Raw genomic sequence first — 19,358 nt, 5'->3', positions numbered from 1 at the left:
TTTTACAAGTATCATCCATTCTTCTTTAGATCTTCTTTCTGCCATGCAAATTACCTCCTACTAAGTATAGGAGTATTATCACATTAATTTACTGCCAGTCCTAGGTGATGAGTTATTTGACGCTTACCTTTAAAACAATTAAAACAACTTGGAGTAAAAATTGCAATAGATGATTTTGGTACAGAATATTCTTCCTTAAATTATATTAAGCAATTACCAGTAGATAAAATAAAAATAGATATGTCATTTGTTCGAGGAATAAATATAAATCATAACGATGAAGCAATTATAAAAGTTATAATTGCATTAGCTAAAAATCTAGAATTAAAGGCAATTGCTGAGGGAGTAGAAACAAAGGATCAGTTAGATTTCTTGAGAGATCAGATGTGCGATGAAATTCAAGGATATTACTATTATAAACCGATGTCAGCTAATCAAATAGAAGAACTAATGAGAAAAATTATAAAGTAGTGGATTGAAATGTTATACTTTAATTACACTAAGAATGGAGTGAGATAATGAATTTTATAGGTAATATTATTTGGCTAGTATTTGGGGGAATCATTTCCGCTATTGTATGGGCTTTAGCAGGTCTAATTTTATGCGTAACAATTATTGGAATACCATTTGGTATTCAGTGTTTCAAAATTTCCACATTTGTATTGTGGCCTTTTGGAAAAGAAATAGAGTTTGGTAATTTTGGAGTTGGAGGATTAGTTTTTAATATCATCTGGATCATCCTTTTCGGATGGGAGTTTGCTATAGCACATCTGAGTATAGGCTTAATCTTTTGTATAACAATTGTAGGTATACCATTTGGACTTCAACATTTTAAATTTGCTAAACTTGGGCTTATCCCTTTTGGAGCAAAAATTCAATAGACATAAATTGGCTCTATTAGATTTATTATTATCTAATAGAGCCAAAAAACATTTATTTATTCTTCATCATTTTTATTCTGTCTCTTTTTTATAACAGTTGAGATAAGAACAAGGATTATAGCTATGGATGAAGTAATAAGTAATATTATTGCACCGGTATCATTAATCTGACCATCAGTACTGAAGCCAGCATTTTTAAATATAACTATTATAGCCGTGGCAGCAACAAGAGAACCCAGAACAGTAAGAACAATTTTTAATAGTGGTTTTTCTTTTTTTATGTCTGGTCCTTGATAAGAATTGCCGATTATTAAACGAAGAAAATATATGCCACCGCAAAATGTTAAAATAAATACCACATTGGCAGGATAGCTAATCCACTTAAATCCAAAACTATAAAGCCATATATCAAGCATCAATAGATAGAAAAGCATTAAGAATGATTGGTTGCCGATTTTGTTCTTCCTTTGAAGTTGCATCTCATCCAGATTGTTTTTACTCATTTAAATCATCCTCCCAAAAAATATCATTTAGTGTTTTCCCTAATACTTTGCATATCGCAATGCATAAGTTAATTGAGGGGTTGTAATCTCCATTTTCTATTGCATTAATGGTTTGTCTTGTTACGCTTACAACATCAGCAATATCTTTTTGTGACATATCTTTACCTCCGCGGGCTGACTTGAACTTTAAATTTTTACTCAATGTATCACCTCTGTTATAAAATTATAGTATCAATTAATTTACTTTATGTCAAATATATTTTACTTTTGGTTAAATTAAGAAGTCTTTATTGATTTAGAAGAAGTATAATAGATTAACTTAGATACAAAGAAAATATGCAAAATTGAATTGAAAATAATTCGAGTATATAATAGTATTACTGGATATTTTTGCAGAAGAAATAAAACCTGGTAAGGTTTTATAGATAAATGAAAAGATTAGTCTAAGGGAGATTGAGTATGAGCAAAAAAGCATTTTTAGCTAAAAGTATTAGCTATTATCAGCAATTGGGTATTAATAAAGAAACAGCAATTTGGGAAGATGGAATGAGAACTACTGGCGGTGAAGGCACATACGAATGGTGGTATTTTGATGCTGAATACACAGATGGGACTAAAGTAGTTGTTATATTTTATACAAAGGGTGGATTTGATGTAAAGGGCCTTGCAAATCCAACAGCATCACTTGAGATAACTTTTCCAAATGGAAAAACAATATCAAAATATGTTTCTGAAGGTAAAGGTCAAAAAATCCGTGCTTCAAAGGAACAATGTGATGTGAAAATTGCTCAAAGTAGTATTAAATATTTTGAAGAGAAGTATTTGATACACTTTATAGATGGAGATGTTGAATACACTTGCACTATGAAACCAAAACTACCGATGTGGCGGCCAGGAACAGGACATTGGTATTATGGAAAAAATCAAGAAGAGTATTTTGCATGGCTCGTTGCACAACCATCTGCAGATATTAGTGCTACCTTAAAAGTCGAAGGAGAAATATTTGAGTTAAAGGGCAATGGATACCATGATCATAACTGGGGAAATACTCATATTAGAAAACTTATGAATCATTGGTATTGGTGTCGTGCAAATATAGGTCCCTATACAATAATAGCTTGTGATATTATTACAGAAAAGAAACACGGATATACTAGATTACCTGTCATGATGTTAGCTAAAGATGGATTTATATTAGATGATAATGAAGAAAATACAATAATAAAAAGATTGGAAACTGAATATCACCCAGTAACCAAAAAGTTTATTGATAATAATCTGATGTTTATTCATCAAGTGGACGATGGAACAAATTATCAAATAGAATTTAAAAGAGAACATGATATGTTAGCTTTTAATATGATAGATAGATCAGGAATTTCTTCAACTAAAAAGTTTATTGCTAAAGCTATTGGGCTAAATCCTACCTATATAAGGTGTATTGGTGAAGTTAAGTTAACCGTTGACACGAATGGGAGAAAAGAAGTCTTTGAAAAAGAAGGGTTATGGGAGCAGATGTTTTTTGGCGGCAATAAAGATGCTATTATAAAAAATTAAATTTACCAAAACCTAATGTATATAAAATAATTTATGAGGTGGAAAAATTCATGTCTTTATTAAATATAGCAACAGGACTTGCACATATTGGGATTCCAACTATTGATATACGAAAAACTATAAAATTTTATAAAGGACTAGAGTTTGAAATTATATTAGAAACTTGTAATAAAAGTGCAAAAGAAAAAGTGGCATTTCTTCAATTTAAAAATATAATAATTGAAACCTACGAAACCGCAAGTACTAAAGGAAAAGTAGGGGCAATAGATCATATAGCTATAGACGTAAATGATATTGAAGCAGCCTTTAAAGAAGTAAAAAGTAAAGGCTATCATGTAATAGATGATAAAATTCAATATCTACCCTTTTGGGAAAATGGAGTTAAGTTTTTCACAATAAAAGGACCATCAAAAGAAAAAATAGAGTATATTGAAAAATTATAATTAATTTTCATTTTGACTTGCATCACACTAATCTTTAATATATAATTTCATTACCTAAGGGGATGTAGCTCAGTTTGGGAGAGTACTTGAATGGCATTCAAGGGGTCGTGGGTTCGAGTCCCATTATCTCCACCAATATAATCTAGGACAATAATTGTCCTGGATTTTTTTTGTTGTAATTGTCCATACTAATTATTAGAATATAAACACATACTAGGTAAAATGAAAGATAGAGTGCTTTTCCGAAAAGACTACTATAATTTTAAAAGAGGTGTGATATGAAGAAAATATTTTTGATTATGGCTATTTTGTTTATGTCTCTATATGGAGTGATAAATTACTATATAGGATCAAGGGCATGGCAATACATAGGACGGGAAATACCATTTTTAAATAATACGATATATTGGATAATATTTTCTCTAATAGCAGCAGCTTATATAATATCCATTTTGATTGGATCGATTGTTCCAAAAGTAGTATCAAATATATTCAATATTGTAGGGTCATATTGGATGGCCATAATGTTTTATCTTATTTTAATATTACCTGTTATAGATTTAATGAGAATTCTAAGCAAAAAATTTGCATTTATTTCAGATGATGTAGTAGCTACTGCTAATGTTCAACTAATAGTAACAGGAGTAGTAATTAGTTTTTTATTTGCTTTAATGGTGTATGGAGCTTGGAATGGTCACAGTGCTAAGGTAACTAAATATGATTTAGATATAAATAAGATTGAGGGTAATATAGAATCATTGAAGATTATTATGATTTCAGATATTCATCTTGGTGGAATAGTGGATAATCGACGGCTTACTAATATGGTAAATAGAATTAATGACTTAACTCCTGACCTTGTACTAATACCTGGGGATATAATTGATAGTAAATTAGAACATTTTATAAAACAAAACATGAGTGATACTTTTAAAAGACTTAAAAGCAAGTATGGAACATATGCCTGTCTTGGAAATCACGATACAATGGGGGATAAAGTAGATGTTGTTGTGGAAAACTTTGAAAATGCAGGTATAAAAGTATTAAGAGATGAAGTGATTTCAATTGAAGATAGTTTTTATATTATAGGTAGGGATGACCCATACTTACAAGGAGCTACAAAAGTTAAAAGAAAAGATTTATCATACCTAACAAAAGATTTAGACAGGTCTAAGACATTTATATTAATGGACCATCAGCCTAAAAATTTAAGTGATACTGAAAAAGAAGGTATTGATTTACAAGTATCTGGACATACGCATAAAGGACAGTTATTTCCTGAAAGTTTTATAACAAATAAAATATATGAGCTAGATTACGGATATTTAAAAAAGAATAATTCTAAAATTATTGTATCCTCAGGTTATGGAACATGGGGACCTCCAATTAGACTAGGTAGCCGTTCTGAAATTGTTGAAATTAATCTTAAATTTAAAGGATAGGTTTAATATACTTCTGAAAACAGATTCTTTATCAATAAAACCCAGGATAATATTATCCTGGGTTTTTCTAAAATGAACATGTTCACTATTTATTTTTCTAGTTTATTAACATTTAGAATGTTTTCTTCCTTGGTTTCTCCTGAAACCTGAGCATTAGCCATATTAGCTAGAACCATACTCATTATTCCTTCCATTGCATTAGGTCCTTTGCCATCAGTACCACCCATAATTACTGTTTGTGGAACCAGTGGAGATTTGCTTATCTTTAGAGCCTCTGCAAAGGCTATCATGACACTTTGCTGTACTTGTAATTCAGGTCCACCATAGGCATCAACTAAAGCCTTAGCAGCAGTACCTTTTGCAATACCAACTTTTGTTTCTTGTTCTGCAGTAGCATCTGCAACTACTTTAATATTTAATGCTTGTGATTTACCAACTGTTTCAAGTTTGAAGGCTTCAGCAGTAGCTTGTAGTTCTACTTGTTTAGCATTAGCTCCTGCATTTAGTTCAGTGGCTTTTGCATTAGCAGCAGCTTCAGCTTCTTTTGTATACCTTGCAGCATCAGCTTCTTGTGTTCTTTTATACTTGTCAGCTTCAGCAAGCTTTTGGGTTTTTAGTGCTAACTGTTCAGCTAATCTTAATTCTGATTTACCCTTATTATCTGCAACTTCAATATCAATACTTGATTGTGTAAGAGCTGTTTGAGCTGCACTTTTTGCAATTGCCTCATTAAGTTCTCTTTGTTTCTCAGCTGATTTTTGTTTAGCTTCATTGGTCTTTATTTCTTCTAGAGCAAGCTGCCTATCTCTTAATTGTGCTAGGATCAGTTCTATTCTCTTATCTGTAGAAGAAGCCGCAGGCGTACCAATCAATACTTCTTGTAATTCTAAGTCATATAACTTGAACTTATCTTTCATTTCTGTTGAGGCTTGATCTTGAATATTGCTTCTATCTTGAACTAATTCAATAAGTGTCTTAGTCTGACCAATGTTTTTGAAATAACCTGCTATCATAGGATCAAGTGATTGCTCAATAAGCATTTTAATATCACCAAATCTTTGTATTACTGAGGATGCTTTTCTGTAATCAATATTAAAGACCACTGTAAGAGGTAAATTTGGTTCAAAAGCATCTTTAGTTATAAGGCTTATTTCTTTTAAATTATCATCTAATTTATGATCCCCGGACTGTCCACTAATCCACTTTAATATAACATTAGTAGTGGGAACTGGAACAACTTTACCTGCATAGGTATTAAACGCATATTTACCTGGCATCATAGAATCTTTCCAAATACCTTTTTTACCTTGTTCAACAAGTTCTCCATGAGAATAGCTTGCTCCGGATACATCTTCACCTTTATCACCAAAATAACTTACAACTACACCAACATATCCAATCTCTATTATACTTTTTGGGACTATATCAACGTTTGCAAACATCCTGTTTATAAAATAAATTCCGTCAGTTAATACTTGCATTTGTTTACCTTTTCTACCATTAGCAGCTAGAAATTTTTCTGGTTCTTGGAAATTATTATGATAAAATTCATCATCTATACAAGCACCAACTATAGGGGCAATTATAGCTCCATTATCTGGAGTAGGTCCTTCGTTAATAGTAACAATACCTATAGTGTCTTTACTTCTTAGTGTGTTACCAGACTCGTCTTGCTCAATAGATTTTGAACTTGCTATAATTACAGTATTAAAACCATTGACTAAAGCTAAATCACTTCTCATTGTTTCTATCTGTGCTGATTCATCTTTTGAAGTAAATATTGAATGGACCCTATCTTTAGTAATTATAATAAATTGAGCTAAATTAAATGCATAGGTACCTTCTCGAAGAATTTGTCTCTGGGGACCTTTTTGTCCACCATTGCCTAAAAAGGCAGCTACATCTTGAAAAGATTTACTGTCTGGTATAACTCGTCCTAAAGTTTGACCATCCTTTAGGCTTTCACCAGATCTTGCAAATACATATGCTATTTGACCTTGTGGTATGGTTACTAATCGTACTTTTTTTACTTTATACTTAAAATGCGTCTTAAAATGGACTCCAGCTCTAAGTACTTGCGGTTGATAGCCAGCTTCATTGTGAAGTGCGATAAGACCATCAGAAGGAACCGAACCCGCTAGACTCCACCACTTTTCAACAATACCTACTTCATCTGATCCAATACTTGTAAACCCTATTCCATAGAATAACAAAAGTACTACAAGTATTATTACGACGAGTACTATTCCTAAGATAATTAAAATTGATATTGGGTCCATAATCTTACCTCCAAATTTTATTTTATTAAATAAATATTTTATATTGTATATTTATAATAGTAGTAGATGATAACTTTTATGTCTTTACGCAACTATAAATAGTGAATCCATAAATTCATATATTCGATAAAATTATCCAAAAACCTTTATTGAATTTTTAGCTTTAATTTTCAGATTGTTTTGTAGCGTAGATACTAAATTTGGGCAAGATAAATAAACAATAAAAAATAATACATTGTATAATCAAATTATAATATAGTATTATTTTATCAAAATTAGATTAATACATAGTGGAGGGTAAAGGAATGTTAAATATAGGATGTCATTTATCAACAGCTAAGGGATTTGAAAATATGGGTAGAGATGCACTTGGAATTGGTGCTAATACTTTTCAATTTTTCACACGTAATCCAAGAGGCGGAAGTGCAAAAAAAATAGATGGAAAGGATATTGAAGGCCTTTTAGAAATAATAAAAAACAATAATTTCTCAAAAATATTAGCACATGCAGCATATACATTAAATGCCGCTTCAGCAAGTGAACAAACTAGAAATTTTGCGCTAGAAATGATGGCTGATGATTTAGTAAGAATGGAATATTTACCGGGCAATCTTTATAATTTTCACCCAGGTAGCCATGTTAAGCAGGGTGTGGAAGTTGGAATTAATTATATTGTAGAGCTGTTAAATACTGTTCTTAAAGCAGAGCAAACAACTAAGGTGCTACTAGAAACTATGGCGGGAAAAGGTACGGAAATTGGAAGAAGTTTTGAGGAAATAGCAGAAATTATTAGCCGAGTAGAACTAAAGGATCATATTGGAGTTTGTATTGATACATGTCATATTTATGATGCAGGATATGATATTGTTAATGATTTAGATGGAGTACTGAGCGACTTTGATAGGATAATTGGATTAGATAAATTATGTGCAATACATTTAAATGATAGTAAAAATCCATTTGAGAGTCATAAAGATAGACATGAAACTATTGGGGAAGGTTCTATAGGGATTGAAACTTTTAGGAAGATTATCAATCATCCTAAATTGTGTAATGTACCATTTTTCCTTGAAACACCTAATGAATTGGATGGACATGCAAAGGAAATAGAGTTATTAAGAAGTATTTATAGAAAATAGATAGTACCAGTTAATTATGGGAATATTACCTAACCTTGAACAATGAGAACCACGACAATTTTGCCGTGGTTATTTTATTGCATTAATATAAATGTAACTACTTGACATTGCTAAGTAGCTATAATAATATAAAATATAAGAACTACTATAGATAGCATAGTAGGGGAGGTATTATTATAGATGAATCACAATTACTAAAAGGTATTTTGGAAGGTAATGTATTAAGTATAATTTCTCGTGGAGAAACTTATGGATATGAAATATTACTTGTATTAAACAAGTATGGGTTTACAGATATTTATGAGGGTACTTTATATCCAATATTAACAAGAATGGAAAAAAAGTCGCTTATAAGTTGTCGACTAGGAAAGTCTCCCTTAGGGCCTAAACGTAAATATTACACGGTTACAGAATCAGGGGAAAAATATTATGAAGAGTTTAAAAGAATATTTAAAGAAATTATAGCAAAGACAAATGAAATTATAAGTGCAGATAATCTATAAATTTATTGGGGGATATAGTGAATAATAATGAGTATGAAGATTACAAAGATTATATTAATAAATTAGAAGGTGAATATCAAGGAACTTTTGAAAAGATAGAAGTCTATATTAATTATTCTTCAAAACTTAATTTTTTGGAAAAAAATAATTGTTTTTTGCAAATATTAGATACCTTTTTATCTGGGCAGGAAGAGGGAAGAGCAGTAAAGGAAATTACTGGAGTAAGCCTAAAGAAATATTGCGATGCAATGATTTATGGTGAAAGTATTTATATGTACAAAGCTTCCAGAATATTTTCAATTTTACTTGGGACATTATTTTATGTTGTGTATATGCATTTTTTTATTAGGGTTTGTGATGTAATATCTTTAAAAGACAGCAGTCTTATATTCCAGCCTATGAAATTTGGAATTGGAGATATTGCATTAATACTAGGTTGTACTTCTATTCCTATACTTCTATCCCATATAACAAGAAACTATTTTGAAAATCCAAAACGATACAAAAAAGTTAAAAGATATAATGAGTTTGGGGTATGGATTTTTACAATTATGATTTATGTATCCTTAAATCAGTTTCTAGAGGAATATGGGATAGTGATTGCTTTTCCTAATATTGTTTTAATTCTTTTATATTTAACTATAATAAGGTTAGTAGTATGGTTATTAACAAAAACTTTTGTTGAAGGAAATTCTGAAGATAAAAAGGCGAAAAAGAGAAATGAATATTTGCAAATCTTGAATAAGGAATATGATGTACATGTGAAAAAACACCAAAGATCTAGTAAGTTATCTTTAAATTGGAATGAATTTTTAAGGAAGAAAACAAAAAGTAATTCTGTATTTATAAAAATATTTTTTGCATATAGTATTATATTGTTAGTTCTTACATTTCTATTAGGCGGATTGATGTTTGTTAAGACAAATGGCAATATTGATGTTGTAGGAATTATTATTTTGGTTGTTATTTCTTTCTTTGATGTGTTGATGGTTGCAATTGTTTGGGAAGGTATTCAAAGAAATAAACAACTAAATAAAATAGAGAAAAGTATTAACAGTTGGGAGATGGGCAGATGAAAGTAATACCAAATTGTATCTCGTTTAGTAGAATAATTTTTTCCGCGATTTTGATTTTTGTTAAACCATTAAGCGTATCTTTTTACGCAATTTATATTATTTGTGGATTCAGTGATATTGTGGATGGATTTATTGCCAGAAAAACAGGGACAACAAGCAGACTTGGCGAAAAGCTTGACTCCATGGCAGACATGATAATGATAGGTGTTTTATTAGCTGTGCTTTATCCAATAGTAAATCCTGCAACTAAAATCATAATTTGGATTATTTCAATTGGAATTATTAGATTAGCAGCCATGAGTGTAGCCTTGAAAAAATATAAAACATTTGCAATGCTTCACACTTATGGAAATAAAATCACCGGTATAGTTATATTCATATTTCCAATATTGCTTCTCTATATTGATACAACTATGTTGCTGTATATAATTTGTGTTTTGGCAAGTATATCAGCAATTGAGGAATTGATTATTCAGCTGACATCAAGCAAACTACAAGCAAATAGAAAAAGTATATTTACAGAATGAGGTTCCTGACATATTTGTTTTAAGGTATATATTCATAATAAGGGATTTCAATCACGCCTTCTCTAGCAAATTCATAATCTGTACCTTCAAGAGGCCTTCTATTATAAATTAAATTTAGGCCAATAGAATAAAGTGCATTAGCTAAATCATTAGGATCTTGAATAACAGTGCCTGCCATAAAGCCTTTAGCAATTAGTTCTCGTGCTTCTGGTATGGCATCAACGCCAACAACTGGAATAGTTTTTGTTTTATCTCCTTTATTGTATCCATATGATTGTAGTGCTTCAATAGCACCTATTGCCATAGCATCATTATTTGCAAGTATTGCTTCTATTCTACCAGCATATTTAAGAAATAATGAACTAATAGCACTTTTAGCACAATCTTGTTCCCAATTGCAAACTATTAATGCAAGTTCCTCAGTTTGTATGCCGTTATCATTAAGTGATGAAATAGAATATATAGTTCTGTTAATTGCAGCTTCATTATTGGTTTTACCTTGTAACATGATATATTGCAGTACGTTATCGTTATTTTTATCTATGGCATTTTTATTGTTATTCCATAAGTCTGCAAGAATATTCCCTTGCATAACACCTGAGGTTTTAGAATCAGTTGCTATAACAAAAACTTTATTAGAAGAGCTTTTAGCATCTATTGGTAGTTCTATATTAAAGAAAACTAGTGGTATATTTTTTATATTCGCATTACTTATAATTTGTGATACAGTACTTTGTTTTGTATCAACTAAATTTACTAATAAAAGGTCAATATTATTATTAATTAAGTTGCCTATAGTTTCATTTTGTATGGCTTGATTATCATTAGCATCATAAAAAGAAAATCTAACTTTATTTGGATTTTCTTTTTCAATATTTTCTAAGCTTTGTTTGACGAGAGATAGGTATGGATCATTAGCATTAAATAATAACACGCCAACATTAGGTGGAGTGGCTATAACAGAAATTGAACTAATATAAAGATTTTTTTGGATATTACATATTAATGTAGTAATTATCATAAATGAGATCACTAAAAGAATCAATCTTTTTAATAGTTTCATATTAAACCTCCATATAACGTTAGTTTAATTTAGATTGTGTATAAATAGAAAATTTATTCTAGAACTCGTTTAATCATTTTAAAAATTGTACTCCTATAATGTACAAAATAAACAAATGTGATATTTTAAAAGGAATTAGAAAGTATATAAAGGGAAGGGCGATAAAAATGAATGATAAATTTGTATATGCTCCAGGTCCAACCTGTGTAAGAGAAAATGTTAGATTGAAAAGAGCCAAGGAAACAACTGATCCAGTGTACATATTAAGTGAAGAAGAATCATAATTTTAGATATACAACAATAGTTTATTGTGATATTCCAACAGCGGTTAAGATATCAGAGAATATAGGGGTATTAAATCTTAAAAAGCATATGCTCAGCAAATATAATACTTTGATGACAACTTCTTTAGAGCCTTATGAAGATAAGATTATTAGAATAGGACAGATGGAAAAAAATCCAGCAATTAAATAAAATTGCTGGATTTTTCATATTTATTGGAGAAAATGTGGAGTATGTGGAAATTCATTAATAAAGATAAACATGGAGTTATATATTTTAATGAGTTAACCTGATAAACTAGTTTTATCTATTTTAAATTCATCTAAAATTTTGCCTTTTGAGCTGATGGCAGTCACTTTGATGCAGTTAATTTCCACATCCACAACTAAAAAATGATATACATCAATAGGAGCTACAACAACTCCTTTTTTACTATTATATTTATTACGAAGTTTTTCACCGCCACCCCCTGCAATTACTTGATAAATCTTTCCTATTAATCTTCTTGAATAGTTATGCTCGTGTCCAGAGAAAACTATATCAATTCCACATTTATCAACTATTTCCCAAAAAATATCTCTGTCCTCTGGATATAAATCAAGGCAGTGACCAAGATGAGCTCCAGTAGGAAATGCTGGAGAATGAATAAAAACAAGTTTATTTTTCTTATAGTCAGAGGCCACCTTTTCAAACCAGTTAAGCTGATCCTTATCAATTTTGTGTGTTGATCCATAGTGAAAGGCGTTAAGTACTATAATTCTGGTATTGCCAAAGTCCCTATAATAAACTGTATTATTATAACCCTCTAAAGAATTATTAGGAAATAAATCACTATAATTCTGGCTAAAGATTTTTTCGAATTTATCATCTATGGGATCGATATTAACCTCATGATTACCTATCACAGGTATTAAGGTCATTTTTGGATGATATTTATATATTAGATTTCTTAAAGCCTTTAGCTGAGAGGCTAGTATTTCTTCTTTATTGCTGCCTGCTACAGTATCTCCAGACATTACAATGAATTCAGGCTTAGGATTTAACTTACAGGTTTCATTCAGTATTGCTTTAAGGACTTTTTTATTTATACCATTTTCTTTACCTTTTGAATCTCCAAAAACTATAAATCTCATTTTTTCTCCTTTGAAGAAGAGTTTAACCATTTAGTATAAAGGTCTGGTCTTATATCTTTAATAAAGTTAAAAAAATCTCTTTTATACCCAAGCTCCTCTAAGCCTTTAATAATTAGATAAGGATATAGGGTTTTCTTTTTCATAGATTTAGCAGTATCAATAAGTTTCATATCATCTGACGGTGTTATGAATATATGAAATAATGCTGTATCCAATCTGTTATAACCTACCTGAATCATAGCTTCATACAAATGGATAAGTTTAGTTGAAAGACTAGCTGTAAGAGGGTGTGACGACAAGTATTTGTCTAATTCGATACCATCTATATATTCTCTTATAATGTAGTTTTCACCATGGGAATAAAGTTTGGGAAAATGTGAATCCTTTTGTGCCATAACTAGAGTTTCTAATTCATCTGCACATATTTGTTTTCTTTTAAAGATTTTAATACACCTGTCTGAGTTGATTTTATATACTTTACCTTGTGTTCCAAATCCTAATAACTCAAGTTCTTTTATATTAAAGCCTTCATACAGTTTAATAACAATCACCTTACTTATTTAGTAATATCAATATCAAGATATGATAATAAATAGCTTTTTGATTTAAGAATAGTAAAATTATAAATGGTAAAAATAATAATAAGAGGTGAAATAGATGACTACAAAACGTAAAAATACTAAAAAGAAAATGGCATCTTTAGGTCTTAAAAAAACTGAAGATGGAGATTATACTTATATAGATGTTAATGATAAGAATTCTGAATTCGTACCAGTTAGGAAAAAACCTCGAATATAAAAAAAGAATTAGCATTTATGAAGAGATTAATCTTCAATAAAATGCTAATTCTTTGGCTTTATTTAATAACTAATTTTTTAACGGTTGGAATATCAGCTGGTGCCCAATTTAAACTTTCTAAATATGTAGGATTTAGCCATAATAATTTAGCATGCTCATCTGCTGTTGGAGTGCCATCTACTAGCTTACATCTAATGGTTATTAAATTTACAATTATATTCTCATATTCATGGGTATGATCATTGAATACCTCAATAAATTCAACGCTGCAGTCTAGCTCTTCCTTAATCTCACGTTCTATAGCATCACTAAGAGTTTCGCCATCTTCTATTTTCCCCCCGGGAAATTCCCATTGGTTAGGGAGTGACATATATTTTGAACGTAAGGCACATAAAATTTCTCTGTTCTCATTTTCAATTATTGCACCTACTACTTTAATTAACTTTTTCATTTTAAACACCTCAGAGTAAGTTTATCATATAAATATTAAATTTAAATTAAGAACCCTCTAAAAGCTCACCTATTTCACTAGGCTAATTAACTCAGAATCAATAGTACTTAACGCTATCATAATTGTTACTTAAAGTTAAAAGTATATAGTGGAAATAGGAGATAAGGAGGAGATTATTCATGAAAGTAGTTATTTTAGGAGATTTTCATTATTCAGATTTGAGGGAAAAAGATAGAAGTAAAGAAAAGGAAGTCTTTGATATTAGAGATAAGTATTATGAAAAAATTATCTCAAGTTTTCTAAAGACAGAAGGAGATTATCACATAGCGTTAGGAGATTTAACTAATTTTGGGAATAAGGAAGAGATAAAGTATGTATGTGATGAACTGAAAAATAATGGAGTTAATTTTATTCATGTAATGGGAAATCATGATACCTATAATTCTTCAAAGCAAGAAGTTTTAAATGAAACGAAACAAGAAAGATATTTTTCCATAGAGGAAGAAGATAAAAAATTAATATTTATAGATTCAACATTAGAAACAAATCATGAATGTTGGGGTGGATCAATAGACGAAGAACAACTTCAATGGTTAGAGAATGAAGTTATAGATGCGGAAGGAAAAACAGTTCTTATATTTTCTCATCATCCAGTTTATGATACAACTGCTTTATCAAAAGATGAAAACTTATATATTCAAGAAATAGAAGAAGTAGATAGAATTCTTTCTTTACACAAAGGAAGGGGAGTATTCTTTTGCGGACATAATCATGTTAATTCAATATGTAAAAGAGAAAATTGGTATTTTGTACAAACTGCAGCAATCTTAGATATCAATGCTTTTAGAGTTGTTGATATTCAAGCTGATAAAATTAATTTTGATTATAAAGAGGTTGAGGATGTAAGCAGTTTGTCCAATATTATAGGAACTAACATGGTACATTTCTTTATCAAAGACGGGGCAGAAGGTAACGAAGAAGATAGGGTCTTGGAAATTTGTAATTAGAATAAGAGGAGGGAGTAACGTGGGAGAAATTATTCTTAAGAATATAAAAAAAAGCTATGAAAAAGGTGAAACAGTAATAGAAAATTTAGATTTAACAATAGAAGAAGGACTTTTTACGGTATTAGTAGGTGCTTCAGGATGTGGTAAATCTACAACACTTAGGATGATTGCAGGACTTGAAAAAGAAACTTCGGGAGAAATTTATATTGATGGGAAGCTTATGAATGGAGTTGAGCCAGGTAAAAGAAATGTAGCGATGGTTTTCCAAAATTATGCTCTTTATCCAACAATGACTGTACGAGGTAATATAGAGTTTGGGTTAAAAAACAAAAAAATTCCTAAAGTAGAAATAAAAAAAATTGTTGCAGAAATAGCTGATACAGTAGGGCTTACAGAATATTTAGATAAAAAGCCAGAGCAATTATCAGGCGGACAAAGACAAAGAGTAGCCTTAGCAAGGGCAATGGTTAAAAAACCAGCTGTGTTCTTAATGGACGAACCATTATCAAATTTGGATGCTAAACTGAGAAGTCAAATGAGAGCGGAGCTAATAGAATTACATCAAAAATTAAAAGCTACCTTTTTATATGTTACCCATGACCAAATTGAAGCAATGTCTATGGGCGATAAAATAGTTCTTATGGATAAAGGAGAAATAAAGCAAATAGATTCTCCTAAAGAAATATATAATAAACCACAAAATAAATTTACAGCACAATTTATAGGGACACCGCCAATGAATGTTTTAGAGTGTAGAACATTAAAGGGTTATGAATTTGAGGGTAAACCTAAATTTCTTGGTTTCAGACCAGAAAAGGCTAAGACCGGGAGTAATATATATGAATTCAACAAAAATGCATTTAAGTTAAATGGCAGAATATTAACTAAAGAAATGTTAGGATCAGAGACTTTGTATAAAGTAAAAACTGATTTTGGAAATATAGTGGTTAAGTTATATGAAAATAATGATATAGAATCCGATAATATTGTAATTTATGTAGATTATAATGATTTAGTTTATTTTGATAAAGATGAGAATAGGATTGAAGGAGTTAAATGTATAGCTAAAGAAACCATATATGTGAATGAGGAGGTAATATGATAGAGGCTAAAAAAATAAGGCCATATGTAATGATTACCCCAGCATTAATGATATTTGTATTATTCGCAATTTATCCAATAGGGTACATGATATATCTAAGTTTTAATAATTGGGATTTAATAAGTCCAGTAAAAGAATTCATTGGTCTTAATAATTTCAAAGATTTATTGCAGGATGAATTATTCATTCAGGTAATAAAAAATTCAATAGTTTATATGGTGCTAACAGTTTCGGGAACAATGCTAATTGGAATTTTACTTGCACTTTTTCTTAATAAGGATACAAGAATAAATAGAATATTGCAAAGTGTAACATTTGCACCATATATAGTTTCATTAGTTTCAGTAGCTTTTATATGGAAATGGATAATGGATACAGATTACGGATTATTAAATTATTTCATGAATTTAATAGGATTAGATAGTGTTAACTGGCTTAATGATACTAATTTAGCACTAATATCAGTAGCAATAATCTCTATTTGGAAAAGTCTAGGCTATAATGCATTAATTATTTTAGCTGGATTAAAAGGTGTCCCTAAGTATATATATGAAGCCGCAGAGCTTGATGAGGCTAAACCAATAAAGTTATTTTTCAAGATAACTCTTCCTATGATATCGCCATCATTATTTTTCTTAGCTATTATGAATATAATAGCGTCATTTAAGGTATTTGAAACAATTGCACTAGTTACAGGTGGAGGGCCAATGAACTCTACCAATACCTTAGTTTTTTATATTTATGAATATGGATTTAGATTCAACAAAATAGGATATGCTTCAGCAGCAGGCGTTATTCTATTTGCAATAATTGCGATATTAACAGTTTTATATTTTAAAGCATTAGGTAAAAAGGTTCATTATAGGTAAATTAATATCTTAATATCCTGGCTGATCCAGGGGATGATTTTAATTAGGAGGAAATATGGATTCTAAGAGTCTTCCATTAAATAAAGAAGGAACTATTAATTTAAAAAAGATTTTATTAAAAGTAGGTAGAATAATTCTAACCTTAATTATATTTGGAGTTTTTTTTACTCCCTTTTATTGGATGGTATTAACGTCAATAAAAACCTTAGGAGAAACATTAACATTTCCACCAAGTTTTTGGGTAGATAATATAAACTTTGAGAATTTTTCTAAAGCATTGCAAACTGGTCCATTTTTACAATATACAAAGAATAGTTTAATAGTTACTTTTACTACATTAATACTTCAATTTGCAACAGTTATTCCTGCAGCATATGCATTTGCAAGATATAAATTTAAAGGAAGTAAATTAAGCTTTGGATTAATAATGGCGACTATGATGATACCAGCACAGCTCGTATTTTTACCGGTATTTATTATGTTTAGTAAATGGGGAATAGTTAATACTTATCTTTCATTAATATTGCCATTTGCATCTAGTGCCTTTGGAATATTTATGCTTAGGCAACGTTTCATGCAAGTTCCTCAAGAACTTTTAGAAGCTGCAAGATTAGATGATGCAGGAGAATTTAAAATAATGCACAAAATAATGATACCTATGGCAAAACCAACATTAGTAACATTAGGGCTTCTAACATTTATAAGTACATGGAATGACTACTTTTGGCCACTTGTATTAACTACAAAAAATGCAATGAGAACACTACCGGTAGGCGTTGCAGGTATTGCTAATGTAGATGGTGGAATATCTTATAATATTTTAATGGCAGGAAACATGGTATTGATTATACCTGTACTAATAATATTCTTTTTAGCACAGAAACATATAATAAAAGCTTTCACTTATATTGGAGATAAGTAATTTATATACTTGAGTATCTCAAATCTACTTTACGTGCACGGTACTATTAAATAATATTAGGGAGGAATAATGATTATGAATAAGAAGTTAAGGGCAATTTTAACATTTACACTACTATCGACGTCATTAATATTTGGGGGGTGTAATACAAATACTACGGCAGAAGCACCTGGGAATAATGAAGTAGTTGAACTGAAATTCTGGTATGCTTTCAAAGATAAAATTGAAGCAAATAATCAAGCGTTAGTAAAAGAATTTAATGAATCACAAAGCAAAATACATGTTACAGCAGAATATCAAGGGACTTATGATGATTTACACGCTAAGACTAAATCCGCATTTACAGCAGGGGAAGCACCAGAAGTTACAATAGTAGAAATTGCATCTATTCAAGACTTTAGTAAATCTGGAATATTAGAAAATCTAACGACATTTGTGGACAAGGATAAGATGGATATTACTGATTATCAAGCAGGATTAATGGAAAATTCTTATGTAGATGATAAACTTTATGCAATTCCTTATTTACGAAGTACACCAATTTTGTATATGAATGAAACCTTATTAAAAGCAGCCGGATTAGATCCAAGTGGTCCTAAGAATTGGACTGAATTAGAAGATTACTGCAAGAAATTATCAAAAGATGGTACAGTCGGAATGACATACCCAGTAAATATCTGGATTACTGAAGGATTTTTAGCACAAGCTGGTGGATCTATTCTAAGCGATGATAATACTAAAGCAACTGTAAATTCTCCAGAAATGATAAAGGGATTAGAATTTCTTAAAAAGATGAATACTGAAGGAACAATAAATATAGTAACAGGAACAGAAGGAGGCGACAAAGCTAAAATTGATTTTAAAAATCAAAAGTCTGCAATGTTCTTCTCATCAACTGCAGACTTAACTTACAATTTGAATGTAGCTAAAGAAAGCGGATTCACTTTAAATACTGCATTTATGCCAGCTGATAAGAATTATGGAGTACCTACTGGTGGATGTAACATGGTAATGCTTAGTAAATTACCTAAGGAAAAACAAGATGCATCTTGGGAATTCATTAAATTCATGACAGATAAAGAAAGAACTATAAAAGCTAGTACTAATACTGGATATTTACCAACACGAAAATCAGCAGTAGATTCAGAAGAAATGCAAAAATTATATAAAGAAATACCTCAATATAAAATAGCCGTGGATCAATTACAATATGGAAAAGGCCGTCCAATGGTTGAAACTTATGCTGAGATACAAAAGATAGCAAAGGAATCTCAAGAAAGAATATTCTTGAAAAATGCAGATATTAAGACAGAAGTTGAAAAGCTAGATGCAGATATAAATGCGATATTAAAGAAATAGTATAGTAAATTCATAAGAGATG

Annotated in this window: 22 protein-coding genes, 1 tRNA gene and 1 pseudogene; 17 read left to right on the top strand and 7 right to left on the bottom strand. The window is 30.2% G+C overall.

The window, feature by feature from the left end:
- Nucleotides 1–141: 141 nt before the first annotated feature.
- Both CLVI_RS03820 and CLVI_RS03815 read left to right on the top strand, forming a co-directional pair.
- Nucleotides 142–471: pseudogene (locus CLVI_RS03820) on the top strand (EAL domain-containing protein); the annotation flags it as partial.
- A 47-nt stretch (nucleotides 472–518) separates the two neighbouring features.
- A complete protein-coding gene (locus tag CLVI_RS03815) occupies nucleotides 519–881 on the top strand; it encodes a YccF domain-containing protein (protein ID WP_106058792.1) in 363 nt (120 codons plus the stop codon).
- A gap of 56 nt (nucleotides 882–937) precedes the next feature.
- Here the strand turns inward: CLVI_RS03815 and CLVI_RS03810 are convergent, their stop codons facing one another.
- Nucleotides 938–1,384, bottom strand: coding sequence for a DUF6773 family protein (locus CLVI_RS03810; protein WP_106058791.1), 447 nt, complete (start codon nucleotides 1,382–1,384; stop codon nucleotides 938–940).
- Nucleotides 1,377–1,586 (bottom strand): helix-turn-helix transcriptional regulator, encoded by a 210-nt coding sequence (locus CLVI_RS03805; protein ID WP_106058790.1) that lies wholly within the window; start codon nucleotides 1,584–1,586, stop codon nucleotides 1,377–1,379. Before CLVI_RS03805 ends, CLVI_RS03810 begins: the two co-directional genes overlap by 8 nt.
- Before the next feature lie 257 nt (nucleotides 1,587–1,843).
- Between CLVI_RS03805 and CLVI_RS03800 the strand changes: the two genes are divergently transcribed.
- The 4 genes from CLVI_RS03800 to CLVI_RS03785 all read left to right on the top strand — a co-directional run bounded on the left by CLVI_RS03800 (nucleotide 1,844) and on the right by CLVI_RS03785 (nucleotide 4,826).
- Nucleotides 1,844–2,941, top strand: a complete 1,098-nt coding sequence (locus tag CLVI_RS03800; protein ID WP_106058789.1) for a lipocalin-like domain-containing protein — start codon at nucleotides 1,844–1,846, stop codon at nucleotides 2,939–2,941.
- Nucleotides 2,942–2,991: 50 nt separating this feature from the next.
- Nucleotides 2,992–3,384 carry a VOC family protein gene (locus CLVI_RS03795; protein WP_106058788.1) on the top strand — a complete coding sequence of 131 codons (393 nt, stop codon included), beginning with the start codon at nucleotides 2,992–2,994 and terminating at the stop codon, nucleotides 3,382–3,384.
- A gap of 58 nt (nucleotides 3,385–3,442) precedes the next feature.
- Nucleotides 3,443–3,519, top strand: a tRNA-Ala gene (locus CLVI_RS03790).
- 143 nt (nucleotides 3,520–3,662) lie between these two features.
- Nucleotides 3,663–4,826 carry a metallophosphoesterase gene (locus CLVI_RS03785; protein ID WP_106058787.1) on the top strand — a complete coding sequence of 388 codons (1,164 nt, stop codon included), beginning with the start codon at nucleotides 3,663–3,665 and terminating at the stop codon, nucleotides 4,824–4,826.
- Nucleotides 4,827–4,915: 89 nt separating this feature from the next.
- On the opposite strand, the gene CLVI_RS03780 is transcribed toward CLVI_RS03785, so the two are convergent.
- Nucleotides 4,916–7,105 (bottom strand): SPFH domain-containing protein, encoded by a 2,190-nt coding sequence (locus CLVI_RS03780; RefSeq protein WP_106058786.1) that lies wholly within the window; start codon nucleotides 7,103–7,105, stop codon nucleotides 4,916–4,918.
- Nucleotides 7,106–7,410: 305 nt separating this feature from the next.
- On the opposite strand from CLVI_RS03780, the gene CLVI_RS03775 reads away from it, so the two are divergent.
- The 4 genes from CLVI_RS03775 to CLVI_RS03760 all read left to right on the top strand — a co-directional run bounded on the left by CLVI_RS03775 (nucleotide 7,411) and on the right by CLVI_RS03760 (nucleotide 10,350).
- Nucleotides 7,411–8,244 carry a deoxyribonuclease IV gene (locus CLVI_RS03775; protein WP_106058785.1) on the top strand — a complete coding sequence of 278 codons (834 nt, stop codon included), beginning with the start codon at nucleotides 7,411–7,413 and terminating at the stop codon, nucleotides 8,242–8,244.
- Nucleotides 8,245–8,450: 206 nt separating this feature from the next.
- Nucleotides 8,451–8,747 (top strand): PadR family transcriptional regulator, encoded by a 297-nt coding sequence (locus CLVI_RS03770; RefSeq protein ID WP_242980539.1) that lies wholly within the window; start codon nucleotides 8,451–8,453, stop codon nucleotides 8,745–8,747.
- Nucleotides 8,748–8,764: 17 nt separating this feature from the next.
- Nucleotides 8,765–9,823 carry a DUF1048 domain-containing protein gene (locus tag CLVI_RS03765; RefSeq protein ID WP_170065584.1) on the top strand — a complete coding sequence of 353 codons (1,059 nt, stop codon included), beginning with the start codon at nucleotides 8,765–8,767 and terminating at the stop codon, nucleotides 9,821–9,823.
- Nucleotides 9,820–10,350, top strand: coding sequence for a CDP-alcohol phosphatidyltransferase family protein (locus tag CLVI_RS03760; protein WP_106058782.1), 531 nt, complete (start codon nucleotides 9,820–9,822; stop codon nucleotides 10,348–10,350). Before CLVI_RS03765 ends, CLVI_RS03760 begins: the two co-directional genes overlap by 4 nt.
- Nucleotides 10,351–10,369: 19 nt before the next feature.
- Here the strand turns inward: CLVI_RS03760 and CLVI_RS03755 are convergent, their stop codons facing one another.
- Nucleotides 10,370–11,413, bottom strand: a complete 1,044-nt coding sequence (locus tag CLVI_RS03755; RefSeq protein WP_106058781.1) for a galactose ABC transporter substrate-binding protein — start codon at nucleotides 11,411–11,413, stop codon at nucleotides 10,370–10,372.
- Between the two features lie 267 nt (nucleotides 11,414–11,680).
- On the opposite strand from CLVI_RS03755, the gene CLVI_RS03750 reads away from it, so the two are divergent.
- A complete protein-coding gene (locus CLVI_RS03750) occupies nucleotides 11,681–11,887 on the top strand; it encodes a hypothetical protein (RefSeq protein ID WP_106058780.1) in 207 nt (68 codons plus the stop codon).
- A 92-nt stretch (nucleotides 11,888–11,979) separates the two neighbouring features.
- Here the strand turns inward: CLVI_RS03750 and CLVI_RS03745 are convergent, their stop codons facing one another.
- Both CLVI_RS03745 and CLVI_RS03740 read right to left on the bottom strand, forming a co-directional pair.
- Nucleotides 11,980–12,828 (bottom strand): metallophosphoesterase family protein, encoded by an 849-nt coding sequence (locus tag CLVI_RS03745; RefSeq protein ID WP_106058779.1) that lies wholly within the window; start codon nucleotides 12,826–12,828, stop codon nucleotides 11,980–11,982.
- Complete coding sequence (locus CLVI_RS03740; protein WP_207655322.1) at nucleotides 12,825–13,379, bottom strand: hypothetical protein; 555 nt, start codon at nucleotides 13,377–13,379, stop codon at nucleotides 12,825–12,827. Before CLVI_RS03740 ends, CLVI_RS03745 begins: the two co-directional genes overlap by 4 nt.
- 106 nt (nucleotides 13,380–13,485) lie before the next feature.
- Between CLVI_RS03740 and CLVI_RS17360 the strand changes: the two genes are divergently transcribed.
- Entirely contained in the window at nucleotides 13,486–13,626 is a 141-nt protein-coding gene (locus CLVI_RS17360; protein ID WP_170065583.1) for a hypothetical protein, read from the top strand.
- 58 nt (nucleotides 13,627–13,684) lie between these two features.
- On the opposite strand, the gene CLVI_RS03735 is transcribed toward CLVI_RS17360, so the two are convergent.
- The gene (locus CLVI_RS03735) at nucleotides 13,685–14,077 is read right to left on the bottom strand and encodes a (deoxy)nucleoside triphosphate pyrophosphohydrolase (protein WP_106058778.1); all 393 of its coding nucleotides are present in this window, start codon (nucleotides 14,075–14,077) and stop codon (nucleotides 13,685–13,687) included.
- Between the two features lie 179 nt (nucleotides 14,078–14,256).
- On the opposite strand from CLVI_RS03735, the gene CLVI_RS03730 reads away from it, so the two are divergent.
- From CLVI_RS03730 to CLVI_RS03710, 5 genes are all read left to right on the top strand, one after another.
- Complete coding sequence (locus tag CLVI_RS03730) at nucleotides 14,257–15,084, top strand: metallophosphoesterase family protein (protein ID WP_106058777.1); 828 nt, start codon at nucleotides 14,257–14,259, stop codon at nucleotides 15,082–15,084.
- 19 nt (nucleotides 15,085–15,103) lie between these two features.
- Nucleotides 15,104–16,186, top strand: a complete 1,083-nt coding sequence (locus CLVI_RS03725) for an ABC transporter ATP-binding protein (protein WP_106058776.1) — start codon at nucleotides 15,104–15,106, stop codon at nucleotides 16,184–16,186.
- The gene (locus CLVI_RS03720; RefSeq protein WP_106058775.1) at nucleotides 16,183–17,055 is read left to right on the top strand and encodes a carbohydrate ABC transporter permease; all 873 of its coding nucleotides are present in this window, start codon (nucleotides 16,183–16,185) and stop codon (nucleotides 17,053–17,055) included. Before CLVI_RS03725 ends, CLVI_RS03720 begins: the two co-directional genes overlap by 4 nt.
- Nucleotides 17,056–17,110: 55 nt before the next feature.
- Nucleotides 17,111–17,977, top strand: a complete 867-nt coding sequence (locus tag CLVI_RS03715; protein WP_106058774.1) for a carbohydrate ABC transporter permease — start codon at nucleotides 17,111–17,113, stop codon at nucleotides 17,975–17,977.
- Nucleotides 17,978–18,052: 75 nt separating this feature from the next.
- The gene (locus CLVI_RS03710; RefSeq protein ID WP_170065582.1) at nucleotides 18,053–19,336 is read left to right on the top strand and encodes an ABC transporter substrate-binding protein; all 1,284 of its coding nucleotides are present in this window, start codon (nucleotides 18,053–18,055) and stop codon (nucleotides 19,334–19,336) included.
- Nucleotides 19,337–19,358: the final 22 nt, after the last annotated feature.

Origin of the sequence: Clostridium vincentii, assembly GCF_002995745.1 — a bacterium.
Lineage (GTDB): Bacteria > Bacillota > Clostridia > Clostridiales > Clostridiaceae > Clostridium > Clostridium vincentii.
This window is presented reverse-complemented; position numbering and strand designations above follow the sequence as displayed.

Coding starts and splice junctions, on each gene's coding strand:
- CLVI_RS03815 (WP_106058792.1), top strand. CDS start 519: ATGAATTTTATAGGTAATATTATTTGGCTAGTATTTGGGGGAATCATT.
- CLVI_RS03810 (WP_106058791.1), bottom strand. CDS start 1,384: ATGAGTAAAAACAATCTGGATGAGATGCAACTTCAAAGGAAGAACAAA.
- CLVI_RS03800 (WP_106058789.1), top strand. CDS start 1,844: ATGAGCAAAAAAGCATTTTTAGCTAAAAGTATTAGCTATTATCAGCAA.
- CLVI_RS03795 (WP_106058788.1), top strand. CDS start 2,992: ATGTCTTTATTAAATATAGCAACAGGACTTGCACATATTGGGATTCCA.
- CLVI_RS03785 (WP_106058787.1), top strand. CDS start 3,663: ATGAAGAAAATATTTTTGATTATGGCTATTTTGTTTATGTCTCTATAT.
- CLVI_RS03780 (WP_106058786.1), bottom strand. CDS start 7,105: ATGGACCCAATATCAATTTTAATTATCTTAGGAATAGTACTCGTCGTA.
- CLVI_RS03775 (WP_106058785.1), top strand. CDS start 7,411: ATGTTAAATATAGGATGTCATTTATCAACAGCTAAGGGATTTGAAAAT.
- CLVI_RS03760 (WP_106058782.1), top strand. CDS start 9,820: ATGAAAGTAATACCAAATTGTATCTCGTTTAGTAGAATAATTTTTTCC.
- CLVI_RS03755 (WP_106058781.1), bottom strand. CDS start 11,413: ATGAAACTATTAAAAAGATTGATTCTTTTAGTGATCTCATTTATGATA.
- CLVI_RS03745 (WP_106058779.1), bottom strand. CDS start 12,828: ATGAGATTTATAGTTTTTGGAGATTCAAAAGGTAAAGAAAATGGTATA.
- CLVI_RS17360 (WP_170065583.1), top strand. CDS start 13,486: ATGACTACAAAACGTAAAAATACTAAAAAGAAAATGGCATCTTTAGGT.
- CLVI_RS03735 (WP_106058778.1), bottom strand. CDS start 14,077: ATGAAAAAGTTAATTAAAGTAGTAGGTGCAATAATTGAAAATGAGAAC.
- CLVI_RS03730 (WP_106058777.1), top strand. CDS start 14,257: ATGAAAGTAGTTATTTTAGGAGATTTTCATTATTCAGATTTGAGGGAA.
- CLVI_RS03720 (WP_106058775.1), top strand. CDS start 16,183: ATGATAGAGGCTAAAAAAATAAGGCCATATGTAATGATTACCCCAGCA.
- CLVI_RS03715 (WP_106058774.1), top strand. CDS start 17,111: ATGGATTCTAAGAGTCTTCCATTAAATAAAGAAGGAACTATTAATTTA.
- CLVI_RS03710 (WP_170065582.1), top strand. CDS start 18,053: ATGAATAAGAAGTTAAGGGCAATTTTAACATTTACACTACTATCGACG.